This is a genomic window from Streptomyces sp. NPDC005878, assembly GCF_040629815.1.
Lineage (GTDB): Bacteria > Actinomycetota > Actinomycetes > Streptomycetales > Streptomycetaceae > Streptomyces.
On the sequence record NZ_JBEXWK010000003.1, the window covers coordinates 314,861 to 341,226 of the forward strand.

Sequence of the window (26,366 nt, forward strand, 5' to 3'; positions counted from 1 at the left end):
TGTGCGCAGAGTGTCCCGGATTGCGGCATTGGCTGTCCGGCGGCGCGCGGAGCCTCCGGTGTGCCACTGAAAGCGGTCCGGAGCGTTGCTGAGGAGAGTGCCCCGGGCGGGCCGGAGGAAACCGGCCCGTCCGGGCCCGCCCGAAAGCACTCCTCAGCCGGGCGGGTTCAGGCGATCACGACGCTGTCCTTGCGCAGCCGGAACCAGTAGAAGCCGTGCCCCGCGAGGGTGAGCAGATAGGGCCACTGGCCGATGGCCGGGAAGCGCACCCCGCCGATCAGCTCCACCGGATGGCAGCCGGCGAAGACCCGCAGGTCGAGCTCGGTGGGCTGGGCGAACCGCGAGAAGTTGTTCACGCACAGCACCAGGTCGTCGTTGTGCTCCCGCAGGAACGCCAGGACCGCCGGGTTGGAGGAGGGGAGTTCGGTGTACGAACCGAGGCCGAAAGCGGGGTTCTGCTTGCGGATCTCGATCATCCGGCGGGTCCAGTGCAGCAGGGAGGACGGCGAGGCCATCGCCGCCTCGACGTTGGTGACCTGGTAGCCGTAGACGGGGTCCATGATCGTCGGGAGGAAGAGGCGGCCCGGGTCGCAGGAGGAGAAGCCCGCGTTGCGGTCGGGCGTCCACTGCATCGGGGTGCGCACCGCGTCCCGGTCGCCGAGCCAGATGTTGTCGCCCATGCCGATCTCGTCCCCGTAGTAGAGGATCGGCGAGCCGGGCAGCGAGAGCAGCAGGGCCGTGAACAGCTCGATCTGGTTGCGGTCGTTGTCCAGCAGGGACGCGAGCCGGCGCCGGATGCCGATGTTGGCGCGCATCCGGGGGTCCTTGGCGTACTCCGCGTACATGTAGTCGCGCTCTTCGTCCGTCACCATTTCGAGGGTCAGCTCGTCGTGGTTGCGCAGGAAGATGCCCCACTGGCAGGTCTTGGGGATGGCCGGGGTCTTGGCGAGCACCTCGGAGACCGGGTAGCGGCTCTCGCGGCGCACGGCCATGAAGATGCGCGGCATCACGGGGAAGTGGAACGCCATGTGGCACTCGTCGCCGCCCGCCGCGTAGTCACCGAAGTAGTCGACGACGTCCTCGGGCCACTGGTTGGCCTCGGCCAGCAGCACGGTGTCCGGGTAGCTCGCGTCGATCTCCGCGCGCACCCGCTTGAGGAACTGGTGGGTGGCGGGCAGGTTCTCGCAGTTGGTGCCCTCCTCCTGGTAGAGGTACGGGACGGCGTCGAGGCGGAAGCCGTCGATGCCCAGGTCCAGCCAGAACCGCAGCGCCGCCAGGATCTCGTCCTGGACGGCCGGGTTCTCGTAGTTGAGGTCCGGCTGGTGGGAGAAGAAGCGGTGCCAGTAGTACTGCTTGCGGACGGGGTCGAAGGTCCAGTTCGAGGTCTCGGTGTCGACGAAGATGATCCGGGCGTCCTGGTACTGCTTGTCGTTGTCGGCCCAGACGTAGTAGTCGCCGTACGGGCCCGCGGGGTCTTTCCGCGACTCCTGGAACCACGGGTGCTGGTCGCTGGTGTGGTTCATCACGAAGTCGATGATCACGCGCATGCCGCGCTGGTGGGCGGCGTCCACGAACTCCACGAAGTCGGCGAGGTCGCCGAACTCCGGGAGCACCGCGGTGTAGTCCGAGACGTCGTAACCGCCGTCCCGCAGCGGGGACTTGAAGAAGGGCGGCAGCCAGAGGCAGTCGACCCCCAGCCACTGGAGGTAGTCGAGTTTGGCGGTGATGCCCTTCAGATCCCCTACGCCGTCGCCGTTGCTGTCCTGGAAGGACCGCACGAGCACCTCGTAGAAGACGGCCCGCTTGAACCATTCGGGATCGCGGTCCTTGGCGGGAGTGTCCTCGAAGGTGTCGTGGACGGGCTCGTTGACGATCATGGTGTGGGTGACCCTCCGATCGGCGGGGACGGTCGCAGGACCAGGATGTGCGCGGGCGCACGGCCCGGCTCCAGACGCACGTAGTTGGCCCTGCCCCAGTGGTAGGTCTCACCGGTGAGCTCGTCGCGCACCGGGACGGGCTCGTGCCACGCGAGGCCGAGCTCCGGCATGTCCAACGAGACCGTGGCCTCCTGGGTGTGGTGGGGGTCGAGGTTGGCGACCACCAGAACGGTGTTCGACCCCGAGCGCTTGCTGTACGCGAGCACCGCGTCGTTGTCGGTGTGGTGGAAGCGCAGCGAGCGCAGCTGCCGCAGCGCGGGATGGCGCCTGCGGATCCGGTTGAGCGTGGTCAGCAGCGGGGCCAGCGAACGGCCCTCGCGTTCGGCCGCCTCCCAGTCGCGCGGCCGCAGCTCGTACTTCTCCGAGTTCAGGTACTCCTCGCTGCCGGCGTGCAGCGCGGTGTTCTCGCACAGCTCGTACCCCGCGTACACCCCCCAGCTGGGCGAGAGCGTCGCCGCGAGCACCGCGCGCACCTCGAAGGCGGGGCGCCCGCCGTGCTGGAGGTAGGCGTGCAGGATGTCGGGGGTGTTCACGAAGAAGTTGGGCCGCATGTACGCGGCGGCCTCACCGGTCAGCTCGGTCAGGTACTCGGTCAGCTCCTGCTTGGTGTTGCGCCAGGTGAAGTACGTGTACGACTGCTGGAAGCCGATCCGGGCCAGGGTGTGCATCATCGCGGGCCGGGTGAACGCCTCGGCGAGGAAGACCACGTCCGGGTCGCTGCCGTTGACCTCGGCGAGCACCTGTTCCCAGAAGACCACCGGCTTGGTGTGCGGGTTGTCCACGCGGAAGATCCGCACCCCGTGGTCCATCCAGAACCGCAGGATCCGCACGGTCTCGGCGACCAGGCCCGGCATGTCCCGGTCGAAGGCGAGGGGATAGATGTCCTGGTACTTCTTGGGCGGGTTCTCGGCGTACGCGATGGTGCCGTCGGCCCGGTGGTGGAACCACTCGGGGTGCTTGTCCACCCAGGGGTGGTCCGGCGAGCACTGGAGCGCGAAGTCGAGGGCGACCTCCATCCGCAGGTCGCGCGCGGTGCGCACGAAGTGGTCGAAGTCGTCGAGGGTGCCGAGGTCGGGGTGGATCGCGTCGTGCCCGCCGTCCGGCGAGCCGATCGCCCAGGGCACGCCCACGTCGCCGGGCGCGGCCGCGAGGCTGTTGTTGGGGCCCTTGCGGAAGGTGGTGCCGATGGGGTGCACGGGCGGCAGATAGACCACGTCGAAGCCCATCGCGGCGACCGCGGGCAGCCGCTCGGCGGCGGTCCGGAAGGTGCCGCTCACCGGGGGCTTCCCGGCCTCGACGACCGCTCCCTCGGAGCGCGGGAACAGCTCGTACCACGACCCGTACAGCGCCCGCTCGCGCTCCACCAGGAGCGGCAACGGCTCGCCGGCGCTGACCAGTTCGCGCAGTGGGTAGCGGGCCAGGGCGGCGTCCGCCTCGGGGGTCAGGGCCGCGGCGAGCCGCTCGGGGGCCGGGCGGCCGCCGTCGCGCAGCGCGTCCAGGGCGGCCAGCACCGCCTCGCGCCCCTTGGTCTTCGGCACCCCGCGCGCCGCCCGCTCGTACAGCGCCGCGCCCTCGGCCAGGACCAGCTCGGTGTCCAGCTCCGCCGGGATCTTGATCGAGGCGTGCCGGCGCCAGGTGGCGACCGGGTCGCTCCATGCCTCGACCGTATACGACCAGCGCCCTTCGGCCGTCGGAGTGACCTCGGCCCCCCAGCGGTCGGTGCCGGGTTCCAGTTCGCGCATCGGTGTCCAGGGGCCGGGGCGCCCGCGGGGGTCGCGCAGGACCACGTTGGCGGCGACCGCGTCATGGCCTTCTCGGAAGACGGTGGCGGTGACCATGAAGGTCTCGCCCGCCACCGCCTTCGCCGGCCTTCTGCCGCAGTCGACGGCGGGGCGGACGTCCAGGACGGGGATACGGCCGATGGGCAGATTCACGGGCTCACCTGGTGGCTGGTGGGTACGGGGCGTGGCGGGGTCTGCTCTTTGTAACTGCTCCGTCGGCGTTTGACGGGCTGCGGGCATGGCCGCTCCTGTCCGCGTTCACTCGGGTGGCGGTCAGCGGTTGCACGGACGGCGTCCTACCGGTGGAGCCTTCCACGCGGGACGAGTGCGCATTCCGGTGGTTCGTAACTACCTGGGCGTAACGGTCCGGGCAAGGAAACGGCCCCGTCTTTCGGCGGGACCGGGCCAGAATTTGCCTACCCACAAGTTCAGTTGGCGCCCTCGTCGCCGTCCGCCCGCCGCGGACGGCCGGGCGGACCCGGCCCGGCGCGGGGGAACCCCGCGGTGGCGGCCCGTGCGGGGCGGCCATCGACGTGCCCGAACCGGTCCGGTACGCCATGGGTTCCGTGTTCCACGCCGAGGGGGTGTCCACACCCGGCGCGCGGGGACCGGCCCGCGTGCCCCCTGGGACGGCCGCCCCTTGGAGAGCCCCCGGAGCCCTGTGGGAGCGCGCGCGGGGGGCGGTCGCCTCCGTGCGCCGTGGTAGTGCGGGGCGCCCTCCCACTACCGTCGGGGGTGAAGGAGAGTCGAACAGAGCTGTACGTCCCTCCTGTTACGTACATCCCCTGCGAAGGTGGAACACGTGAAGGCAATCCGTCGGTTCACCGTCCGCCCCGTCCTCCCCGAGCCCCTGCGGCCCCTGAGCGAGCTGGCCCGCAATCTGCGCTGGTCCTGGCATCCCGAGACCAGAGAACTGTTCCGGTCCGTCGACCCCGAGGGATGGCGGGCGGCCGGAGAGGACCCCGTCCGCCTGCTGGGGTCGGTCTCCGCCGCCCGGCTCGCCGCGCTGGCCGAGGACCGCCGCTTCGTCCGTTCCCTGACCGCCTGCGCCGACGACCTCGCCGACTACCTCGGCGGGCGGCGGTGGTACCAGGAGCAGCCCGAGGGGCTGCCGCACGCGGTCGCCTACTTCTCGCCGGAGTTCGGGATCACCGCCGCCCTGCCGCAGTACTCGGGCGGGCTCGGCATCCTGGCCGGCGACCATCTGAAGAGCGCCAGCGACCTCGGCGTACCGCTGATCGGGGTCGGCCTCCTCTACCGGCACGGCTACTTCCGCCAGTCCCTCTCGCGCGACGGCTGGCAGCAGGAGCACTATCCCGTCCTCGACCCCAACGAACTGCCGCTGGCGCTGCTGCGCGAACCCGGCGGCGAGCCCGCGAAGATCGTGCTGCGGCTGCCCGGCGGGCGCGCCCTGCACGCGGTGGTCTGGATCGCCCAGGTCGGCCGCGTCCCGCTGCTGATGCTCGACTCCGACGTGGAGGAGAACGGCCCCGGCGAACGCGACGTCACCGACCGGCTCTACGGCGGCGGCAGCGAGCACCGGCTGCTCCAGGAGATGCTGCTCGGCATCGGCGGGGTGCGGGCGGTGCGCGCGTACTGCCGGATCACCGGGCACCCGGCGCCCGAGGTCTTCCACACCAACGAGGGCCACGCGGGCTTCCTCGGCCTGGAGCGGATCCGCGAACTCGCCGGTGAGGGGCTTCAGTTCGACGCGGCCCTGGAGTCGGTGCGCGCCGGGACCGTCTTCACCACCCACACCCCGGTCCCGGCCGGCATCGACCGCTTCGACCGCGAGCTGGTCGCCCACCACCTCGGCGACGACGGCGAACTGCCGGGCGTCGACGTGTCCAGGATCCTCCAGCTCGGCCTGGAGACCTACCCGGGCGGCGAGCCCAACCTCTTCAACATGGCCGTGATGGGGCTGCGCCTGGCCCAGCGCGCCAACGGCGTCTCCACCCTGCACGGGGAGGTCAGCCGGGAGATGTTCGCGGGCCTGTGGCCCGGCTTCGACCCCTCGGAGGTGCCGATCACCTCCGTCACCAACGGGGTGCACGCCCCGACCTGGGTGGCGCCCGAGGTGTTCCGGCTCGGCGCCCGGCAGATCGGTGCCGGGCGCGCCGAGGACGCGCTGACCGTCGGCGGCTCCCCGCGCTGGGACGCGGTCGCCGACATCCCGGCGGCGGAGATCTGGGAGCTCCGGCGCGAGCTGCGCGAGCAGCTGGTCGTGGAGGTCCGCGAGCGGCTGTACGCGTCCTGGCGCACCCGCGGGGCCGGGACGGCGGAGCTCGGCTGGGTGGACGGGGTCCTCGATCCCGACGTCCTGACCATCGGTTTCGCCCGCCGCGTCCCCTCCTACAAGCGGCTCACCCTGATGCTGCGCGACCGGGACCGGCTGATGGAGCTGCTGCTCCACCCGACGCGCCCGGTGCAGATCGTGGTGGCGGGCAAGGCGCACCCGGCCGACGACAGCGGCAAGCGGCTGGTCCAGGAGCTGGTGCGGTTCGCCGACGACCCCCGGGTGCGCCACCGCATCGTCTTCCTGCCCGACTACGGGATGGCGATGGCCAAGAAGCTCTACCCGGGCTGCGACGTGTGGCTCAACAACCCGCTGCGGCCCCTGGAGGCGTGCGGCACCAGCGGGATGAAGGCGGCGCTCAACGGGTGCCTGAACCTCTCGGTCCTGGACGGCTGGTGGGACGAGTGGTTCGCGCCGGACTTCGGCTGGGCCATCCCCACCGCCGACGGCTCGGCCATGGACGAGGACCGCAGGGACGAGCTGGAGGCGACCGCGCTGTACGACCTGATCGAGGACCGGGTGGCGCCGCGCTTCTACGACCGGGGCGCGGACGGGCTGCCCGGCCGCTGGATCGAGATGGTCCGCGAGACCCTCTCCTCGCTCGGGCCCAAGGTGCTGGCGGGCCGGATGGTGCGCGAGTACGTGGACCGGCTGTACGCGCCCGCCGCCCGCGCCCACCGCGAGCTGGAGCCGGGCACCGCCCGGGAGCTGGCCGACTGGAAGGCCCGGGTCCGGGCGGCCTGGCCGCAGGTGGCCGTCGACCATGTGGAGGCGGTGTCCGCGACGGCCGTGAACGGCCACGCCGAGCTCGGCTCCACGCTCGCCCTGCGGGTGCGCGTCGGCCTCGGCGGACTCCAGCCGGACGACGTGGAGGTGCAGGCGGTCGCGGGGCGGGTGGACGCCGCGGACACGCTGGCGGAGGCCCGCACGGTCGCCCTGAAGCCCGCGGGTGGCCCGGACCTGGAGGGCCGCTGGGTGTACGAGGGCCCGCTCGCCCTGGACCGCACCGGCCCGTACGGCTACACGGTCCGCGTCCTGCCGGCCCACCGCCTCCTCGCGGACGGCGCGGATCTCGGACTGGTCGCGCTGCCGACCGAGGCGACGGGGGAGGGGGCGGGGGTGCTGATGCGCTGAGGGCGGCGGGGTTGTACCGTACGTCGGCCGCTGCCCTGCGCCCCGTACGGAACTGCGAGGTCCGATTGTGAACCCTGCCGAGAACGCCGCCCCGCGACCCCTGCGCCCGTATGGGACCTGGGCGGCGCGCGCGGGCCTCGCGCTGCTCCCCTTCGCCACACTGGGGCTGCTCTGCCCGGTGCCGTCGCTGGTGATCGCCCTGCGGCGGCGCCGGAGCGCGGACTGGGCGGCCTTCGCGGTCTTCGGCGCGGTGTGGGTGTCCTGGGTGATCCAGCTGGCGACCACCCCGGACACCACGCACGGCACGCGGTTCGCGGCCGACGTGCTGCTCATCGGGCTGTCCACGGCCGGGGCGGCCGTACACGCCTGGCGAGCGTGGCCGGCGGCCCGGAAGTCCCCGAACGAGAACGGCGAGAGCGCGTGAAGCACGTCAAGCAGGTACGTCAGGCGCAGGCGGCGAAGGCCGCCCGCCAGGAGCAGGAGAAGCAGGGCAGATACGCGCGCTACCGGCTGCGGTTCGCGCGTCTGACCGCCCTGGCCCGGGCGCACCGGCGCCGGGTGTGGATCGCCGCGGGTGTGGTGGCGGCCGTGGTGCTCGGCGCGGTCCTGTTCTCGGTGCTGGACAAGGACGACAAGCCGGGGCCGCCGGATCCGCGGGCGCGGCAGTACAGAAACGTCGACGCGTGTCTGCTGACCGGGGAGAAGGGCGTCACCGAGGGCACCGAGGGCGCGCCGGTCTGGGCCGGGATGCAGGACGCCTCGAAGAGCACGCACGCCCGGGTCAACTTCGTCCCGGTGACGGGCGAGCAGACACAGGCCAACGCCACCCCGTTCGTCAACAGCCTCGTCCAGCGCTCCTGCGACGTGATCGTGGCGGTCGGCAGGGCTCCGGTGGCGGCGGCCGAGGCGGCGGCGAAGACGCAGCCCAAGGTGCGGTTCGTGGTGGTCGGCGGGCAGGCCGCGGCGTCCAATGTGACGGCGGTGAAGCAGGGTGACTCGGTGCGGGCCGATGTGGACCGTGCCGTCCGGCAGGGCGTCAATACACCCCGATAGCCCGGATTTCCCCTATCCGACCCGCATGGACATGGCAAAGAAATGCTAAAGGATCAAGGGGTGGAAGCAACCCTTCCAAAATCGTGAGGCACGATCACGAGGCTTTGTCTTCTGTAAGCCGCGTGTAAGTAAAGGCTGCCTCGATGCGTGCTCGATGGGCTCGAACGTCCCGTCTGTTGTTCCCACCCGGTAGTACCGGGCGCCGCAGGACCAGAAGGATCGCCCTTCTGGTCCTGCTGGCTTTCTCCTTCATGCTCACCACGGAGACGGCGGAGGCGACCGGGGCCACCCTGCCCCGGCTTTCGATGCCGAAGTGGTCCCTGTCGGGTCTGTGGGAGTGGGCGAACAAGTCCCCGCTCGACACCCCGGACCAGCAGAGCGGTACGGCCAGGGGCAAGAGCCACAGCGCCACGGCCAAGCAGACCCGCGCCAAGGGCGGCAGCGGCCACAAGCCCGGCAAGGGCAAGGGCGAACTCGCCGAGTACCGGCGGCCCGAGGACAAGCCCGAGCTGACGAAGACCGGCAAGGCGGCCGGAGGTGCCAAGAGCTTCGACGCGCGCACCAGCAAGCGCGACGCCAGGAAGTCGACGGCGACCTCGGACTTCTTCACCAACGCCGACGGCTCCACGACGGTCCGCCACTACACCGGCCGCTCCAACTTCAAGGGCGCCGACGGCGCCTGGAAGCCGATCGACACCACACTGCGCGAGGAGAAGAACGGGCGGCTGGCCGAGAACGCCAACTCGCTCGCCGTCACCTTCGCGCCCGACGCCGCCACCCCCGACCTCGCCTCGGTCGACTTCGGCTCCGGGCGCGCGCTGGCGTACGGACTGCACGGCGCCGCCAGGAGCGAGCCGGTGGTCGACGGCGAGTCCACCGCCACCTACAAGGACGTCCTCAAGGACACCGATCTGAAGCTGTCGCCGCTGACCGAGGGCTTCAAGGAGCGGATCGTCCTGCGCTCCAAGGCGGCGCCCAACACGTGGCTCTTCCCGCTCAAGGCCAAGGGGCTCACCCCCAAGGTCGCCGAGAACGGCGACGTGGTGTTCACCGACGCCGACGGCAAGGTGACGGCGACCGTGCCGCACGCCTTCATGGAGGACTCCAAGATCGACCCGCGCTCGGGCGACGCCGCCCAGTCGCGCGCGGTCAGCTACGAGCTCACCACCCTGGACGGCGCCCCCGCGCTGCGGATGACCGCCGACCGTGCCTGGCTCGACGACCCCCGGCGGGTCTTCCCGGTCACCGTCGACCCGACGGTGGCGGCCAGCAACTCGACCTACACCCAGAACACGATCTCCGGGGACCACTCCACCGAGAACATGATCAAGGTGGGGTCCTACGACTCGGGCACCAACAAGGCGAACTCGTTCCTCCAGTTCTCCTCGCTCGGCACCACGCTGGCGGGCCAGAAGGTCACCGCGGCGACCCTGAACGTGTACGCGATCTGGTCGGCGACCTGCACCGCCGAGCCGTTCAACGTCCACCCGGTCACCAAGGCCTGGACGCCCTCCACGGTCACCAGCTACCCCGGCCCGACCTACGGCTCGGCCATCGGCTCGGCGACACCGGCGCCCGGCGCGTCCTGCTCCAACTCCTCCGGCTCCACGAGCGTCGGCGTGAAGATGCCCGTCCCGCTCAACACGAGCTGGTTCAACACGGTCGCGGGCGGCGGCGCCAACTACGGCCTCGCGATGACCGCGATCACCAGTGACGGGCTGCACTGGAAGAAGTTCCACTCCGACAACTCCACCACCGCGGGCTTCCGTCCGGCCCTGGACCTGACCTACACCGCCAATGTGGCCCCGCAGGTCAACTCCCAGTACCCGCCGGCCAACTACCAGGCCAACACGCTCCGCCCGGAGCTCACGGTCTACGCGACCGACGCCGACAAGGGCCCGAACCCGCTGTCGTACTCCTTCGACGTCTTCGACGCCGACTCCACCAGCCAGACCGCGGTGGCCAGCTCCGGCACCCTGACCAAGGGCGCCTGGGCGATCCCGGCGGGCAAGCTGAAGTGGAGCAAGAACTACCTCTGGTTCGCCACGGTCAGCGACGGCACCAACACGGTCACCTACGACAGCCGGTTCACCACCGCGGTGCCGCAGCCGCCGGTGACCTCGGGGCTCACCCAGAACACCGACGGCCACGAGTTCGACCCGAGCGACGGCAACTACACCACCGACGACACCGACGCGGACGTGGAGGTCACCGGGCCCTCCCTCTCCATCGAGCGCTCGTACAACAGCCTCGACCCGCGCCAGGACAGCGCGTTCGGCGCGGGCTGGTCGACCATCGCGGACATGAAGGCCGCCGAGGTCAAGGACGGCTCCGGCACGGTCACGAGCGTGGTCATCACCTACCCGGGCGGTGAGCAGGTCGCCTTCGGCCGCAACAGCGACGGCACCTTCGTCCCGCCGCTGGGCCGCTACGCCCGCTTCCAGGCGGTCACCGGCGGCTACACGCTGGTCGACAAGGACTTCACCACCTACAGCTTCACCCAGACCACCGCCCGGGCGGGGGTGTACGCGATCAAGTCCATCACGGACTTCGCGAACCGTGGTGAAACGTTTTTCTACACCGGCAACCAGCTGACCAAGATCACCAACACCACGTCCAACCGCTCCCTGGGCCTCACCTGGCAGACCCCGGCCGGGGCGAGTGCGGCACACGTCGCGACGGTCGCCACCGACCCCTCGACGCCGAGTGACGCCACCACCGCGCAGACGTGGAAGTACGGCTACACCGGTGACAAGCTCACCTCGGTGTGCCCGCCCGCCGACTGGTCGAAGTGCATCACGTACTCCTACGCCACCGGCAACCACTACCGCACCACGGTCCTGGACGAGGACCCGTTCGCGTACTGGCGGCTCGGCGAGGCGGCCGGTGACCCGGTCGCCAAGGACGCCGTCGACCTCAACCAGGGCAAGTACAACGGCATCTACCACGACGTGACCACCGGCGGCACGGCCGTGCTCGCCGGGTCCACCCAGCCCACGGCGTCGTTCAACGGCACCAGCAGCTACGTGGAGATACCCAGCGCCCCGGGCGCGACCCCCTCGTACGCGAGCGTCTCGCTCTGGTTCAAGACCTCCCAGGCGGGCGGTGTCCTCTTCTACTACGGCGACAAGCCGCTGAGCGACCCCGACCCGGTGGGCTCCACGACCCACAACACCCCGGCGGTCTACGTGGGCACCGACGGCAAGCTGCACGGCTGCTTCGCCTCGTCGCCCGGCTGCAACACCACGATCGTCTCGGCCGCCGCCGTCAACGACAACAAGTGGCACCAGGCCGTCCTCACCGGCGCCGCCACCACCATGTCGCTCTACCTCGACGGCGTCGCCCAGGGCACCAAGTCCGGCACCATCAACGACTGGGCCCAGCCCTACCTCACCCTCGGCGCCGGTGTGAACACCGACGGCTGGCCGAACATGAACGCGGCCGACCCGCTCGGCCACTTCAGCGGCCAGCTCGCCGAGGCGGCGATCTACTCCGAGCCGCTGAGCCAGGACGTCATCACCGCCCAGTACCAGGCGGCGACCCGGCCGGCCGGACTCCTCAACAAGATCACCACGCCGAACGGCAAGGTCCAGAGCGCCGTCACCTACTCCACCGCCGACGACACGGTCACCCAGGCCGTCGACGGCGACGGCGGCACCTGGAAGCTCAACCCCGCCACCGTCACCGGCTCCTCGCAGGTCTACCGCTCCTCGGTGATGGGCGCCGCCCCGTCCGGGTACTGGCGCCTCGGCGACGTCCAGGGCGCGGCCCAGGCCGCCAACGAGGTCCACACCGGCCTCGGCACGTACAACACGGTCACCCAGGGCGCGGAGGGTCCCTTCGGTCCCGACGACGCCACCGCGGTGGACTTCGACGGCTCCACCTCCTTCGCCGAGCTGCCGTACGCCCCGCTGCACCGCTCCGGCAACCGGGCCATCGAGCTGTGGTTCCGCACCGCCAAGCCCGGAGTCATCGCGGCCGACCAGGCCCGGGTCCCCAACGACCCGGCGGGCGTGAGCGGTTCCTACTCGCCGCTGATGTACGTGGGCGCGGACGGCAAGCTGCGCGGCCACTGGTGGAGCGCCTCCGGCAGCGGCACGACCGACTTCGGCTCCAAGGCGACGGTCACCGACAACGCCTGGCACCACGCGGTCCTCTCCGCCTCCGGCACCACCCAGACGCTGTACCTGGACGGCGTGAAGCAGGCCGACTACACCGGCGCCGCCGCCGATCAGACGACCACCCGCACCTTCATCGGCGCGGGCTTCACCAAGGGCTGGATCAGCTCGGCCTCGGACGTGGGCTACTTCGACGGCTCGATCGCCGAGGTCGCCTTCTACGACGCCGCGCTGAGCGAGGACGAGGCGGCCCGCCACTACGCGGCGGCCAAGTCCTCCTCGGGCACCGCTCCGGTCCGTACGGTCAAGCTGACCGACCCGACCGACAAGACGCTGACCTACGTGTACGACGCGGAGCTCGGCAACCGCCTGCTCGCGGCGGTCGACACCAACGGCAACCGGACCACCTACGGCTACGACACCTCGGGCTTCCTGCACACGGTGACGGACGCCAACGGCAACCGCTCGGTGACCGGCCACGACGTGCGCGGCAACACGGTCTCCACGACCACCTGCCAGAACGCGGCCGCCAACCAGTGCGCCACCGAGTACTACACGTACTACCCGGACGCGACCACGCTCTTCCCGGCGATGGATCCGCGCAACGACCTGATGCTCACCGAGCGCGACGGCCGTTCCTCCGGGCCCACCGACAACACCTACCTCACCAGCTACACCTATGACACGGCCGGAAACGTCACCGCGGTGACCACTCCGCCGGTGCCGGGCTCGCCCGCGGGCCGCACCGCGTCCACGGTGTACACCACCGCGACCACGGTCGCGGCCGAGGGCGGCACCAATTACGCCCCGGCGGGTCTGGTCGCCTCGGTGCGCACGCCGGGCGGGCGTACCACCTCGTACACGTACTTCAAGAACGGCGATCTGGCGCAGGTCACCGACGCCAACGGCGCCTCGGTGAAGTACACGTACGACAACCTGGGCCGTCAGATCACCAAGACCGAGGTCTCCGACTCCTACCCGGCGGGTCTGACGACGACGCTGGCGTACGACAAGGACGACCAGGTCGTCTCGGAGATCAGCCCCAAGGTCACCAACCGGGTCACCGGCGCGGTGCACCAGGCGAAGTCGGTTACGGTCTACGACCCGGACGGCAACGTCCAGTCGCAGACGGTCGCGGACGCGAGCGGCGGTGACACCGCGCGCGTCACGTCGCTGACGTACGACGCCTACAACCGGGTCGCGACCCGGACGGACCCGGGCGGCGACACCACGGCGTTCGAGTACGACGTCTACGGCAACAAGGTCAAGGAGACGGACCCGGCCGGGAACGTCAACGAGTACACCTTCGACGCCGAGGGCCGTCCCCTCACCACCAGCCTGCTCAACTACACCGGTGACCCCAACAGCCCGTCGTCCCCGACGAAGCTGGTGCAGGAGTCGCGGGCGTACGACCCGGCGGGCCGGCTCGCGTCGATCACCGACGCGATGGGCTGGGTGACCGAGTACACCTACACCGACGACGGCCTGTCCGCGACGGTGGTGCGCAAGGACCCGCAGAACAACAAGGCGTTCACCGAGCAGGCGAACACCTATGACGCGGCCGGGAACCTGGTCAAGCAGGTGACCAACGACGGCACCACGACCACCTCCTTCACGGTGGACGCGGCCGACCGCACGACGTCGACCACGATGGACCCGGGCGGGCTCGCCCGGAGCACCAAGGTCTCGTACGACCCGGACGACAACGTCGTGTCCGAGACGGACTACGACCCCACCGGTGACACCAGCACCACCGACACGCGCTACGACGCGCTCGGCAACGTCACCGGCAACACCGTCCACGACGGCACCACCGCGCCGGTCGGCCGCTGGAAGCTGAACGAGACCAGCGGCACACTCGCCGCCGACTCCTCGGGCGGCAACAACAAGGTCACCCTCGGCAGCGGGGTCACCCGCTCCACCGAGCAGGGCGGCAGCGCGGTCTTCGACGGCACCGCGAACGCCTACGGCCAGGCCACCGGCCCGGCCGTCAACACCAACGGCGGCTTCACCGTCTCCACCTGGGTGAAGCTGGCCGACACCACCGCCAACCACACCTTCGTCTCCCAGGACGGCACCGCGGACCACGGCTTCCAGCTGTACTACTCCACGGCGTACGGCTGGTCGTTCAACCGCACCTCCGGTGACGTGGCGGCCCCGACCCTGGCCCGTGCCACCTCCGGCACGGCGGCGGTGACGGCCAACACCTGGACCCATCTGACGGGTGTCTACGACGCGGCGGCGGGCGAGATCCGCCTCTACGTCAACGGCGCGCTGAAGGCGACGACCCCGTACAGCGGGTCGTGGGAGGCCACGGGACCGCTCCAGATCGGCCGCCGCATGTCGGCCGGTACACAGGGCGAGTACCACAAGGGTTCCCTCGCGGACGTCCAGGTCTACGGCGAGGCGCTGACCGCGACGCAGGTCTCCGCCGTCTACGGCAAGACGCTCCCGGCGGCCGGCAGCTCGGTGCGCACCACGAGCTGGAACCTGGACCAGCGCGGTATGCCGGTGTCGATGACGGACGCCAACGGCGCGGTCACCGACTACGGCTACGACGAGTCGGGCCAGCAGACCAGCGTCACCGAGCCGGCCGTGAACGCCGAGCAGAACGGCGGCGCCCCGTCGTCGGTCCGCCCGGTCTCGCTCACCGGCTACAACACGTTCGGCGAGCAGACCGAGTCCTCGGACCCGCTCGGCAACGTCACGGTGACGGCCTACGACGGCGAGGGCCAGGAGTCCTCGACCACCCTGCCCGACTACACCCCGCCGGGTGCCACGGCCCCGATCAAGTCGGTGTCCTGGAACGAGTACAACCACCTCGGCCAGGTCTCCGCGGAGATCGACCCGCTGGGCAACCGCACCGAGTACACCTACACCCAGCTCGGCGACCTGGCCTCGGTGAAGGAGCCGGGCGGCGACACCACGAAGTACACGTACGACACGAACGGCGACCAGCTCTCGGCGACGCGCCCGAACGGGGCGCGCCAGGAGTCGACGTATGACTACCTGGGCCGCGAGGTCACCAGCACGGACATCGTGCGCCAGCCGACGCAGCGGGCGTTCACGGCGATCAACTATTACGACGCGCCGGGGCAGCAGCTGTCGCGGGTTCTCAGCCCGGCCGGGGTGAGCCAGTCCTACGGGTACAACGCGTTGGGAGAGATCACTTCCAGCACGGACGGGGCCGGTAACACCACGCGGTACACGTACGACATGGACGGGCAGATGCTCACGTCCACGGATCCGGACGGGACGAGCACCAAGAACACGTATGACGGGTTCGGCCAGCTGGTCTCGATGAGTGACCTGGACGCGACCGGCAACGTACTGCGGACCACGCGCTCGACGTACGACCGGATGGGGCGGCAGTCCTCTGTGACCGACTTCCGCGGGCACACCACCGACTTCACGGTGGACGCGACCGGAATGATCACCAAGGCTGTGCAGCCTGTCTCCGCGACCGAGACGATCATCGCGACCTTCGGGTACGACGCGGCGGGCAACAGGACGCGGTTCACCGACGGCCGCAACAACGCCTTCCTTACGACGTACAACTCGTGGGGCAGCCCGGAGTCGACGATCGAGCCTGCCACGCCCGCTTATCCCAACGCGGCCGACCGCACCTTCACCACGATCTACGACGCCAATGGGCGGGTGAAGGAGGAGCGTTCGCCCGGTGGCGTGAAGGTCGTCGACGACTACGACGCGAAGGGACGACTGACCAGGCAGACCGGTACGGGTGCCGAGGCGGCCACGGCCGACCACACCTACGGCTATGACGCCGACGACCGGATCGTCTCGGTCACCGGTACCGACGCCGACACCGGCAAGGACACGTTCAGCTACGACGACCGGGGCCAGCTCCTGTCGGCCAGCGGCGCGTCGGGTTCCTCCTCCTTCGCCTACAACGGCGACGGCAGGATGACCACGCGCACGGACGCGTCCGGTACCTCCACCTACGGCTATGACACCGCGGGACGGCTGTCCACGGTCAACGACGGCGCCACCGGCTCCACGCTGACCTACGGCTACGACGTCAACAGCAACGTCAAGTCGATCGACTACGGCGCCGGCAAGGCCAAGCGCGCCTTCGGTTACGACGCCCTGGAACGGCTCAAGTCGGACACCCTGACCTCCCCGACCGGCAAGACGCTGGCCTCGGTGAGCTACGGGTACGACGAGAACGGCAACGAGACGTCCAAGACGACGACCGGAGTCGCGGGCGCGTCCGCCAACACCTACACCTATGACTGGGCCAACCGCCTGACGTCCTGGAACAACGGGAGCACTACCGAAAGCTACGGCTACGACGCCTCCGGCAACCGGACGCGCGTGGGCGGCGACACCTACACCTACGACGCCCGCAACCAGCTCACCTCGGACGGGCACAACGCGTACGCGTACACCGCCCGCGGCACGATGAGTTCGATGACCGACGACGGCAACAAGGTCAATGTCATCAAGGCGGACGCGTTCAATCGGGTGATCAACGAGGGCGACCGTACGTACGCGTACGACGGTCTGGACCGGGTGCTCACCGCCAGCGACCCCGGCACCGGCCCGATGTTCACCTTCCAGTACAGCGGCTTGGGCAACGACGTGGCCTCCGACGGCTCGTCGGTCTACAGCCGCAACGCCGACGGCGGGTTGCTCGGCATCAAGTCGGGCACCAGTTCGGTGCTCGCGATGACCGATGTCCACAGCGATGTGATCGCGCAGTTCACGGCGGGCGGCGAGGCGCTGTCGGGGTCGACCACCTACTCGCCGTTCGGCAAGGTCAACCAGACCGCCTCCATGCTGGGTCAGCTCGGCTACCAGTCGGGTTGGACCGACCCCGAGACGGCCAAGGTCAACATGGCGGCTCGCTGGTACTCGCCGCAGACCGGCCAGTTCAACAGCCGGGACACGGCGGACGTGGACGGCCTGCCGGCCTCGATCGGCGCCAACAAGTTCGCCTACGCCGACGCCAACCCGATGACGATGACCGACCCCACTGGTCACTGGAGCATCGGTGGTGCCTGGAAGAAGTTCAAGAAGAAGGTCAAGCACACCGCCAAGTCCGCCTGGCACAAGACCAAGAAGGCCGTCAAGCACGTCGCCAAGGTGGTCAAGAAGGCCGCGAAGAAGATCAAGCACGCGGTCAAGAAGGCGGTCAAGCGGGTCAAGCACGCGGTCCGCAAGGCCGTGCACTACGTGCATGATGCCGTCAAGAGGGTCAAGAGATACGTCAAGCGGACGTACAAGCGCGTCAAGCACTACGTCCACAAGGTGGTCAGGACCGTCAAGCGCGCGGTGAAGCACGCGGCCAAGGTGGTCAAGAGCGTCGCGCACAAGGTCGTCAAGGCGGCCAAGAAGGTCGGCAGAGCGGTCAAGAAGGCAGCGAAAGCCACGGCCAACTATGTGAAGCAGCACGCAGCGACCATCGTCCCCATCGTGGCGGGCATCGCGGCCGCCGTCGTCTGTACGGCGGCGACGGCGGGTGTCGGTGCGGTGGCCTGTGCGGTCGGTGCGGGTGCGCTGATCAACTCACTCGGCTACGCGATGAGTGACGGGCCGCACACGCTGAGCGGTTTCCTCGGCGCCGCCGCGGTCGGCGCGGCCACCGGCCTGATCGGTATGGGCGCGGGTGCGGTCGCCGGTCGGGCCCTGAGCACGGCGGTCAGCGCCGTGACCCGGGGTGCGGTGACAGGCGCGGCCAGTGGTGCCGCGGAGAGCGCCGCCACGTACGGCGTCTCCTGCTCCAGCAGCCGGGAGGGCTGTAGCGCCAGTGGCGCTGCCAAGGCGACGGTGGCCGGTGCCGCGCTCGGCGGTATCTTCGGCGCCGCGCTCAGCAAGTACGGTCGCAAGGGGTGCACCCCGCACAGTTTCACCCGCAACACGCCGGTGCTGGTGTCGACCACCGCCACCAAGGCCATCTCGCAGATCCGGGTCGGTGACTACGTACTGACCGCCGAGCCGGGCAAGGACAAGAAGGAGAGACACCGGGTCAAGGCGGTCATCGTCACCAAGACCGACCGCGACTACGTCGACGTCGTCGTGGGCTCGAAGTCCGGTCCCAAGACGATTCAGACCACCGCTCACCACCAGTTCTACGACGCCACGGCGAACGCCTGGACCCAGGCGGCCGACCTGAAGAAGCAGCATGTCCTTCAGGGCGCGGACGGCGGACGGACCCCGATCCTCGACGTACGGTCCTACAAGGCCGTGCGGATCACCTACGACCTGAGCGTTGACGGCCTGCACACGTACTTCGTGGCGGCTGGCGACTCGCAGGTCCTGGTCCACAACGCCGACGACGTCTGCCCGACCGGCGGACCGGCGCCCGACGGGAACGGCCAGTGGCGCCACGGAGGCCGGTTCGCGGCCAACCCGGACCGCATCAAGCCCGGTCAGGTGCACCCCGACGGCATGCTGCGGGGGACCAACGAGTCCGGGCACGTCACCAGCCGGCCCTCGTTCCGTACCCCCACGGTGCGGCAGATGTGGGACGACGCCGAGGTCGCACCGGGGCCGCACGGGTCGCAGGGTAGAGTCTGCTCCCGCGGTGGCCCGAGCTGCGAGGGTGTGGTCTACGACGATCCGTACGACCCGAACGGTGGACCCCGCATGTGGGACGGCGGGCACTTCCCGGAGTCGTGGAGCAACCGCAAGTTCCCTCCGAACGTCACGCGTGAAGAAGTCCTGGACAACTACAACACCGATGTCCAGCTCGAATGCAGGCCGTGCAATCGCGCAGCCGGAAACAGACAGGACGGTTAGCTGATCGCCATGGCTGCTCTCGTCAACCACTTGGAAGCACGCCTCGGCCGGATGGTCGGGTCGTGGTCGGCGGCCGAGCAGTCCCCTCCGGGCACCCCCCAGGTCGGATATTTCACCGGGGGTGCCCTGGAGGGCGTCCAGTCCTTCGCCACCGTCGGGCTCTTCAGCACGCCGCTGGTCTCCCGCACCTCGGGCCGTCATCAGCACCTGGAGCTGCTGGGGTGCAACCGGCCGCTCGCGGGTGACGAGTACGGCCCGTTCGCGGGCGTCCTGGAGTACGTGTCGGAGCGCTTGGTCACCAGCGGCGACGCGGTGCTGCGCGGGGACGTGGTCCCCCTGCCGATGCCACTGGCGCCGGGCAGTGTCCTGAGCTCCCTCTACGCGTCCTCTCCGGTCTACTTTGACGACGACTTCGCCGAGGTCGTCGTGGAGAACGGCACCACGGTCTCCGTGGTGTGGCTGGTGCCGATCGGCCCCTCGGAGGCGGCCTTCGTCAAGGAGAAGGGCTGGCAGGAGTTCGAGCAGGAGCTGGTCCGCCAGGATCCCGACCTGCTCGATCTGCGCCGTCGGGAAATCATCCTGTGATGGCGGACTGAACGGCTCGCGCAAAAACGAATGGTGCCCGGACCCCCCACAGGGGCCCGGGCACCTTTGCCTTCACGTCCCGGTCAGCCGCCTGACCGTGAGCAGAGCCCGAAGGCTCAGAACGTGAGCTTGAAGTTGTCGATGTAGCCCGTGTCGTACGCCGCCTTGTCCTGGACCCGCAGCTTCCAGGTGCCGTTGGCGACCTCCGAGGAGGCGTTGACCGTGTACGTGGTGTCGATGTTGTCCGTCGAGCCGCCCGTGCCCGTGGCCTTCAGCGCGTACACCGAACCGTCGGGCGCCACCAGGTCGATCTGGAGGTCGCCGATGTAGGTGTGGACGATCTTGACGCCGACCTTGAGGGTGCTGGGCGCGTTGCCCGTGACGCCCGAGACGGTGACCGACGAGGTGACCGCCGCTCCGGGGGAGTCGGGGATGTTGACGTTGGTGCCGTTCTCGAAGACCTTGCCGCCCGGGTCGGTGCCGCCGTGCCGGGCGCCGACCGCGATGGCCGCCCAGGCGTCGGTGATGTTGTTGACCTCGGCGCTGCCCGCCCCGTACAGCTCGGTCGCCGCCGCGATGGTGCCCGTACGGGCGCCCGCGTAGTTGGTGGTGGAGCTGAACTTCGTGGTGAGCGCCTTGTACCAGATCAGCTGGGCCTTGTCGCGGCCGATGCCGGTGACCGGCAGGCCGTCGGAGGTCGGCGAGTTGTAGGTCACGCCGTTGATGACCTTGGTGCCGCTGCCCTCGGAGGCCAGGTAGAACCAGTGGTTCGCCGGGCCCGAGGAGTAGTGGACGTCCAGGTTGCCGATGCCGGAGTACCAGCTGTCCTTGGAGCCGCCGTCCTTGCTCGGCTTGTCCATGTAGCGCAGCGGGGTGCCGTCGCCGTTGATGTTGATCTTCTCGCCGATGAGGTAGTCGCCGACGTCGGAGGAGTTGTTGGAGTAGAACTCCACCGCGGTGCCGAAGATGTCCGAGGTCGCCTCGTTGAGGCCGCCGGACTCACCGCTGTAGTTCAGGCCCGCCGTGTTGGAGGTGACGCCGTGCGTCATCTCGTGGCCCGCCACGTCCAGCGAGGTCAGCGGGTCGTTGTTGCCCGAGCCGTCGCCGTACGTCATGCAGAAGCAGCTGTCGTCCCAGAACGCGTTGACGTACGCGTTGCCGTAGTGGACGCGGGAGTACGCGCCGACGCCGTCGCCGCGGATGCCGCTGCGGCCGAAGACGTTCTTGTAGAAGTCCCAGGTCTGGCCCGCGCCGTAGGCGGCGTCGGCGCCCGCGGTGGCGGGGTTGGAGTTGGTGCCGTCGCCCCAGGTGTCGCTGGACTGCGAGAACAGCGTGCCGGTGCCGGAGGAGCCGTGGTTCAGGTTGTACGTCTTGTGACCGCCGCGCCCGGCGTCGGTCAGCGTGTACGTCGAACCCGACTGCGTGGTGCCGAGGGTGACCTGGCCGCTGTAGTGGGTGTTGCCGACACCGGTCTCGATGCCCTGCCACTGGTACAGCTTGGCGCCGGTCGACGCGTCGGTGATGACGTGCAGCTGGTTCGGCGTGCCGTCCTCCTGCAGACCGCCGACGACCGTCTCGTACGCGAGGGTCGGCGTGCCCTTGGCCATCCAGACGACCTTGCGCGGGGCGCGGTCGGCGGTGGCCTTCTTGGCGCCCTTGTCGGCGGCGGCCGCGAGGGCCTGCTTCTGCGCGCCGGCCGGGCCCTGCTTGGCGGTGGTGGCGACGTTCTTCAGCTCGGCGCCGGAGGCCTTGGTGACACCCCGCGTCAGGCCGCTCGCGGTCGTGTCGACGACGAGGTCGCCGCCGAGGACCGGCAGTCCGGCGTAGGTGCGCTCGTACCGCGTGTGCGTCGTGCCGTCCTGGTCCTTGGTCACGTCGCGGACGACGAGCTTCTCCTGGGTGCCGAGGCCGAGCTTCTTGGCGGTGTCCGCCGTGCTGTCGCCGGCCTGGCGTATGAGCTCGGCCCGTTGTGAGGGCGAGAGCTTGGCGGGCAGAGCGCCCGGGTTGCGTACGGCCTGCGCCTTGAGGGCGCTTGCGGACGCGGAGTCGTCGGGGCGTGCGCTGGCACTGGTGGCCTGGACTCCGACGGTGAGCATGGCGGCTGCGGAGAGCAGGGCGGCGGTGGCGGTGGCACGACGACGGTGCGTGGATCTCACGCGAACTCCTTCTGCGAGGGGGGTACCGGCGGCTGGGTAGGGCCGGCCGGGCGGAGCATGCGGAGCGGTGAATCGTGGATCGGGGAGAGAGTGCCAGGAGTGGCCTGCCGCTGTCAGGAGCGCGTCAAGAAGATGGCCGGAAATCGTTCGTTGTACGAAAGATGGCGTTCGTTAAGCGGACGTTTCCTTTGTCAACACCGTGTGTCCAGAGTGCAGTCGGGTGCGCCGCGATCGACGGGAGTGTCCGGATACGCGCCCCGCCCCACCAGCGCGAAGGGTGCCCGCGACGGTTGCCCGGGTCCCTTCGCACAATGGCCGCAATGCGCCTTCGCGGTGGCCCGCGCCGGCCCCGCCCGGTGTCCGTCAGGCGGACGGTGCGCCGCACACGGCGATGAGGTGGGACGGGCGCGGCGGCGAACCGGTTCCCCCGCCGCGCCCCTTTCGGCTACGCCAGGCTCTCGCGCCAGGCCCGGTGCAGATGGGCGAACCGGCCGGTGCCCGCGATGAGTTCGGCGGGGGAGCCGTCCTCGACGATCCGGCCGCGGTCCATCACCAGCACCCGGTCCGCGATCTCCACGGTCGACAGCCGGTGGGCGATGACGACGGCGGTACGGCCGTGCAGCACGGTGTGCATCGCGCGCTGCACCGCCCGCTCGCCCGGGATGTCCAGGGACGAGGTCGCCTCGTCCAGGATCAGCACCGCCGGGTCCGCGAGCAGCGCCCGGGCGAAGGCCACCAGCTGGCGCTGGCCCGCCGAGATGCGCCCGCCGCGCTTGCGTACGTCCGTGTCGTAGCCGTCGGGCAGCCGGACGATGAAGTCGTGCGCGCCGATCGCCTTCGCGGCCCGCTCGATCTCCTCGCGGGTCGCCTCGGGGCGGCCGATGGCGATGTTGTCGGCGACCGTCCCGGAGAAGAGGAACGCCTCCTGGGTGACCATCACGACCCCGCGCCGCAGGTCGGGCGTGGCGAGCTCGCGCAGGTCGACGCCGTCGAGGAGCACCCGGCCGGGCCGGGGCACCCCCTGCTCGGAGCTTGTCGTGGGGGTGGGGGAAGGGTCGTAGAAGCGGGCCAGCAGCTTGGCGAGGGTGGACTTGCCGGCGCCGGTCGAGCCGACCACGGCCACGGTCTGCCCGGCGGGGATCGTCAGGTCGAAACGGGGCAGCACCTCGCCGCCCGTCCGGTACGAGAAGCTCACGTCCTCGAACACGACCTCGCGGCCCGGCAGTTCACCGCCGCGCTCCGGCAGCGGCACCGGCCGCTCGGGCTCGGGCACCGTCGGCCGCTGCGCGAGGAGACCGGCGATCTTCCCCAGCGAAGAGACGGCGGCCTCGCACGAGTTGAGGAACATCCCCAGCCGGTCGATCGGGTCGTACAGCCGCCGCAGATACAGCACGGCGGCCGCCAGCACCCCGAGCGCCATGGTGCCGTCGGCGACCCGGTAGGCGCCCCACAGCACCATCGCGGCGACGGCGGTGTTGGCCACCAGGCGCGAGCCCACCACGTACTGCGCCATCTCCAGGATCGCGTCGCCGTTGGTGCGCTCGTGGTGGTGGTTGAGCCGCTGGAACTCCTCGTCGTTGGCGCGCTCCCGGCGGAACGCCTGGACCGGGCGGATGCCGTTGAGGGTCTCCGCGAACTTGACGATCACGGCCGCGATGGCGGTGGAGCGGGCGTCGAAGGCCACCGACGCGCGGCGCCGGTAGCGGCGGATCAGCAGGTGCAGCGGCGCGTACGAGGCCACCGCGAGGGCGCCGGTGCCCCAGTCCAGCCAGAGCAGCATCACGCAGATGTACACCGCGGACAGCACCACGCCGATGAGCTCCTGGAGCCCCTCGTTGAAGAGCTCGCGCAGCGACTCCACGTCCGAGGTGGAGCGGGAGATGAGCCGGCCCGAGGTGTAGCGCTCGTGGAAGTCCACGCTCAGCGCCTGCGCGTGCCGGAAGATCCGTCCGCGCAGGTCGAGCAGGATGTCCTGGCCGACACGGGTGGAGGCGCCGATGAACGCGTACTGGAGCAGTCCGGCGCCCAGGGCGCAGACGAGGTAGCCGGAGCCGACGGCGATCAGCGGTCCGTAGTCGTGCGCCCGGAAGGCGGGCACGCCGCGGTCGATGGCGTACGCGACCAGCAGCGGACCCGCCTGCACGGCGGCCTGCTGCAACAGGATGAGCAGCGCGGTGACGACGACGCGCCGGCGCATCGGCCGCAGCAGGTCGAGCAGGAGGGCGCGGGTGGCGCCGGGCGGGGAGGGGAGGGCGTCGCGGTCGAAGGGATCCGCCGCGGGCCGCCGCCGGTCCGGCTCCGCCGGCTCCTCCGGCTCCTCCGGTTGGGCCTGCCACTGCGCCCCGATGGTGGTGGTCATCGCTTCTCCCCCTCGTCCCCGGTACCGGACATCAGCCAGGCGTACTCCGCGTTGGTCCGCAGCAGCTCCTGATGGGTGCCGACCGCGGCGACGCGCCCGTCGGACAGCAGCGCGACCCGGTCGGCGAGCATCACCGTCGACGGCCGGTGGGCGACCACCAGCGCGGTGGTCTCGCGCAGCACGTCGCGCAGGGCCGCCTCGACGCGGGCCTCGGTGTGCACGTCGAGCGCGGAGAGCGGGTCGTCCAGGACCAGGAACCTGGGCCGCCCGACGACCGCCCGCGCCAGCGCCAGCCGCTGGCGCTGCCCGCCGGAGAGGCTGAGCCCCTGCTCGCCGACCTGGGTGTCGACGCCGTGCGGCAGCTCCCGTACGAAGCCGGCCTGCGCGACGTCCAGCGCGCGGTCGAGGTCCTCGGGGCCGCCGCCGCCCATCAGGACGTTCTCGCCCACGGAGGCGGAGAAGAGGGTCGGCTCCTCGAAGGCCACGGCGACGAGCGCGCGCAGTTCGTCGCGCGGCATGCCGGCGATGTCGACCCCGTCGAGGGTGATCCGCCCTCCCGTGGCCTCGTACAGCCGCGGCACGAGGGCGGTGAGGGTGGTCTTCCCGGACCCGGTCCCTCCGACGACGGCCATGGTCTCGCCACTGCGGATGTGCAGGTCGACGCGGGTGAGCAGGGGCGGGCTGTCCGGGGGCGCGTCGGGGTAGCGGAAGGAGACCTGGTGGAAGCGGATGCCGAGGTCTTGGCCCGGGCCCTGTCCGCGGGTGCTGGGTGGCTGGTCGCGCGGTTCCCCGCGCCCCTGCCCGGCCGGGAGTTCGTCCGCGGGTGCTCGGTGGCCGGTCGCGCCGTTCCCCGCGCCCCTTTCCGGCCGGGGATTCGTCCGCGGGCCGTGCTCGGTTGCTCGCGCAGTTCCCCGCGCCCCTGAAGGCGCCTGCGGCGCCTCGGCCGGGACAGGGGCCGCAGGCCCCGTCCCCTCAGGGGCGCGGGGAACTGCGCGACCGGCCCCCACCGACCCGCAGTCAGGACGCGCACCGGGATCCGGGGCAGCGGCCCCCGGGACGCCGGGTTCGCACGCATGAGGGGCCGGCCGCTCGGGGGCCGGGGGCGTGGTCCCCGGGGTGGCGGGCTTTCCCGCCGGAGGGACTGGCTCGTCCAGGACCTCGAAGAACCGCTCCGTCGCCGTCCCCGCCTCCTGGCTCATCGCCAGCAGGAACCCGATCGAGTCCACCGGCCACCGCAGCGCCAGCGCCGTGGACAGGAACGCCACCAGCGTCCCCGCCGACAGGCCGCCGTCGGCCACCCGGACCGTCCCCAGCACCAGCGCCGCCCCGATCGCCAGCTCCGGGACCGCCGTGATCACGCCCCACAGCGCCGCGAGCAGCCGCGCCTTGTGCAGCTCGGTGCCGCGCAGCCCCCGCGCCAGCTCCCCGAACGCCCGCGCCTGGGCGCGATGGCGGCCGAACCCCTTGATGATCCGGATGCCGAGCACGCTCTCCTCGACCACCGTCGTCAGATCACCCACCTGGTCCTGCGCCCGCCGCGCCGCCAGCGAGTACCGCGTCTCGAAGAGCGAGCACAGCGCCACCAGCGGCACCACCGGGATGATCAGCACCAGCCCCAGCGTCCACTCCTGCGACAGCAGGATCACGAACCCCACCACGATGGTCACCCCGTTGACCAGCAGGAAGGTCAACGGGAAAGCCAGGAACATCCGTACCAGGCTCAGATCCGTGGTGCCCCGCGACAGCAACTGGCCCGAGGGCCACCGGTCGTGGAAGGACACCGGCAGCCGCTGGACATGCCGGTACAGGTCCGCCCGCATCGCCGCCTCCACCCCGGCCAGCGGCCGCGCCACCAGCCACCGGCGCAGACCGAAGAGGAGCGCCTCGGCCACGCCGAGCAGCAGCAGGACGAGCGCGCCGAGCCAGACCCCGCCGGGGTCGCCGTCGCTCACCGGGCCGTCGACGATCCACTTCAGGACGAGCGGGATCACCAGACCGAGGCAGGACGCGACGACCGCGACGGTCGCGGCGGTGAAGAGCCGGACCCGTACGGGACGTACGTACGGCCAGAGCCGCAGCAGTGTACGGACCGTCGACCGGTTCCCGGTGGGGGCATCGTGGAGTTCATATGTGTCGGGCATCAACCATCGAGCCTAAACTTCGCCGCCGACAACGCCCACCGGCT

General features: G+C 70.5%; 10 protein-coding genes. 5 read left to right on the forward strand and 5 right to left on the reverse strand.

The genetic code is table 11. From position 1 onward, the window contains the following. Positions 1-167: 167 nt before the first annotated feature. Together treS and ABZ404_RS07730 are read right to left on the reverse strand one after the other, a co-directional pair. On the reverse strand, positions 168-1,877 hold the full coding sequence (gene treS, locus ABZ404_RS07725) for a maltose alpha-D-glucosyltransferase (protein ID WP_358833795.1): 1,710 nt from the start codon (positions 1,875-1,877) through the stop codon (positions 168-170). Next, entirely contained in the window at positions 1,874-3,871 is a 1,998-nt protein-coding gene (locus ABZ404_RS07730) for an alpha-1,4-glucan--maltose-1-phosphate maltosyltransferase (RefSeq protein ID WP_358833794.1), read from the reverse strand. Before ABZ404_RS07730 ends, treS begins: the two co-directional genes overlap by 4 nt. A gap of 649 nt (positions 3,872-4,520) precedes the next feature. Here ABZ404_RS07730 and glgP point away from each other — a divergent pair. The 5 genes from glgP (at position 4,521) to ABZ404_RS07755 (ending at position 19,666) form a co-directional block, all read left to right on the forward strand. Continuing rightward, positions 4,521-7,148, forward strand: a complete 2,628-nt coding sequence (glgP, locus tag ABZ404_RS07735) for an alpha-glucan family phosphorylase (protein WP_358833793.1) — start codon at positions 4,521-4,523, stop codon at positions 7,146-7,148. A gap of 67 nt (positions 7,149-7,215) precedes the next feature. Continuing rightward, positions 7,216-7,572: a hypothetical protein gene (locus ABZ404_RS07740; protein WP_358833792.1), complete on the forward strand. Its 357-nt coding sequence runs from the start codon at positions 7,216-7,218 to the stop codon at positions 7,570-7,572. After that, positions 7,569-8,201 carry a BMP family ABC transporter substrate-binding protein gene (locus ABZ404_RS07745; RefSeq protein WP_358833791.1) on the forward strand — a complete coding sequence of 211 codons (633 nt, stop codon included), beginning with the start codon at positions 7,569-7,571 and terminating at the stop codon, positions 8,199-8,201. Before ABZ404_RS07740 ends, ABZ404_RS07745 begins: the two co-directional genes overlap by 4 nt. A gap of 251 nt (positions 8,202-8,452) precedes the next feature. Next, entirely contained in the window at positions 8,453-19,081 is a 10,629-nt protein-coding gene (locus ABZ404_RS07750) for a LamG-like jellyroll fold domain-containing protein (protein ID WP_358833790.1), read from the forward strand. Between the two features lie 9 nt (positions 19,082-19,090). Continuing rightward, positions 19,091-19,666, forward strand: coding sequence for a suppressor of fused domain protein (locus ABZ404_RS07755; protein ID WP_358833789.1), 576 nt, complete (start codon positions 19,091-19,093; stop codon positions 19,664-19,666). Between the two features lie 116 nt (positions 19,667-19,782). On the opposite strand, the gene ABZ404_RS07760 is transcribed toward ABZ404_RS07755, so the two are convergent. The 3 genes from ABZ404_RS07760 to ABZ404_RS07770 all read right to left on the reverse strand — a co-directional run bounded on the left by ABZ404_RS07760 (position 19,783) and on the right by ABZ404_RS07770 (position 26,322). Next, complete coding sequence (locus ABZ404_RS07760; protein WP_358833788.1) at positions 19,783-21,822, reverse strand: M4 family metallopeptidase; 2,040 nt, start codon at positions 21,820-21,822, stop codon at positions 19,783-19,785. A 445-nt stretch (positions 21,823-22,267) separates the two neighbouring features. Continuing rightward, positions 22,268-24,181, reverse strand: a complete 1,914-nt coding sequence (locus ABZ404_RS07765; RefSeq protein WP_358833787.1) for an ABC transporter ATP-binding protein — start codon at positions 24,179-24,181, stop codon at positions 22,268-22,270. Continuing rightward, positions 24,178-26,322, reverse strand: a complete 2,145-nt coding sequence (locus ABZ404_RS07770) for an ABC transporter transmembrane domain-containing protein (protein WP_358990242.1) — start codon at positions 26,320-26,322, stop codon at positions 24,178-24,180. Before ABZ404_RS07770 ends, ABZ404_RS07765 begins: the two co-directional genes overlap by 4 nt. Positions 26,323-26,366: the final 44 nt, after the last annotated feature.

Coding starts and splice junctions, on each gene's coding strand:
- treS (WP_358833795.1), bottom strand. CDS start 1,877: ATGATCGTCAACGAGCCCGTCCACGACACCTTCGAGGACACTCCCGCC.
- ABZ404_RS07750 (WP_358833790.1), top strand. CDS start 8,453: ATGCTCACCACGGAGACGGCGGAGGCGACCGGGGCCACCCTGCCCCGG.
- ABZ404_RS07755 (WP_358833789.1), top strand. CDS start 19,091: ATGGCTGCTCTCGTCAACCACTTGGAAGCACGCCTCGGCCGGATGGTC.
- ABZ404_RS07765 (WP_358833787.1), bottom strand. CDS start 24,181: ATGACCACCACCATCGGGGCGCAGTGGCAGGCCCAACCGGAGGAGCCG.
- ABZ404_RS07770 (WP_358990242.1), bottom strand. CDS start 26,322: ATGCCCGACACATATGAACTCCACGATGCCCCCACCGGGAACCGGTCG.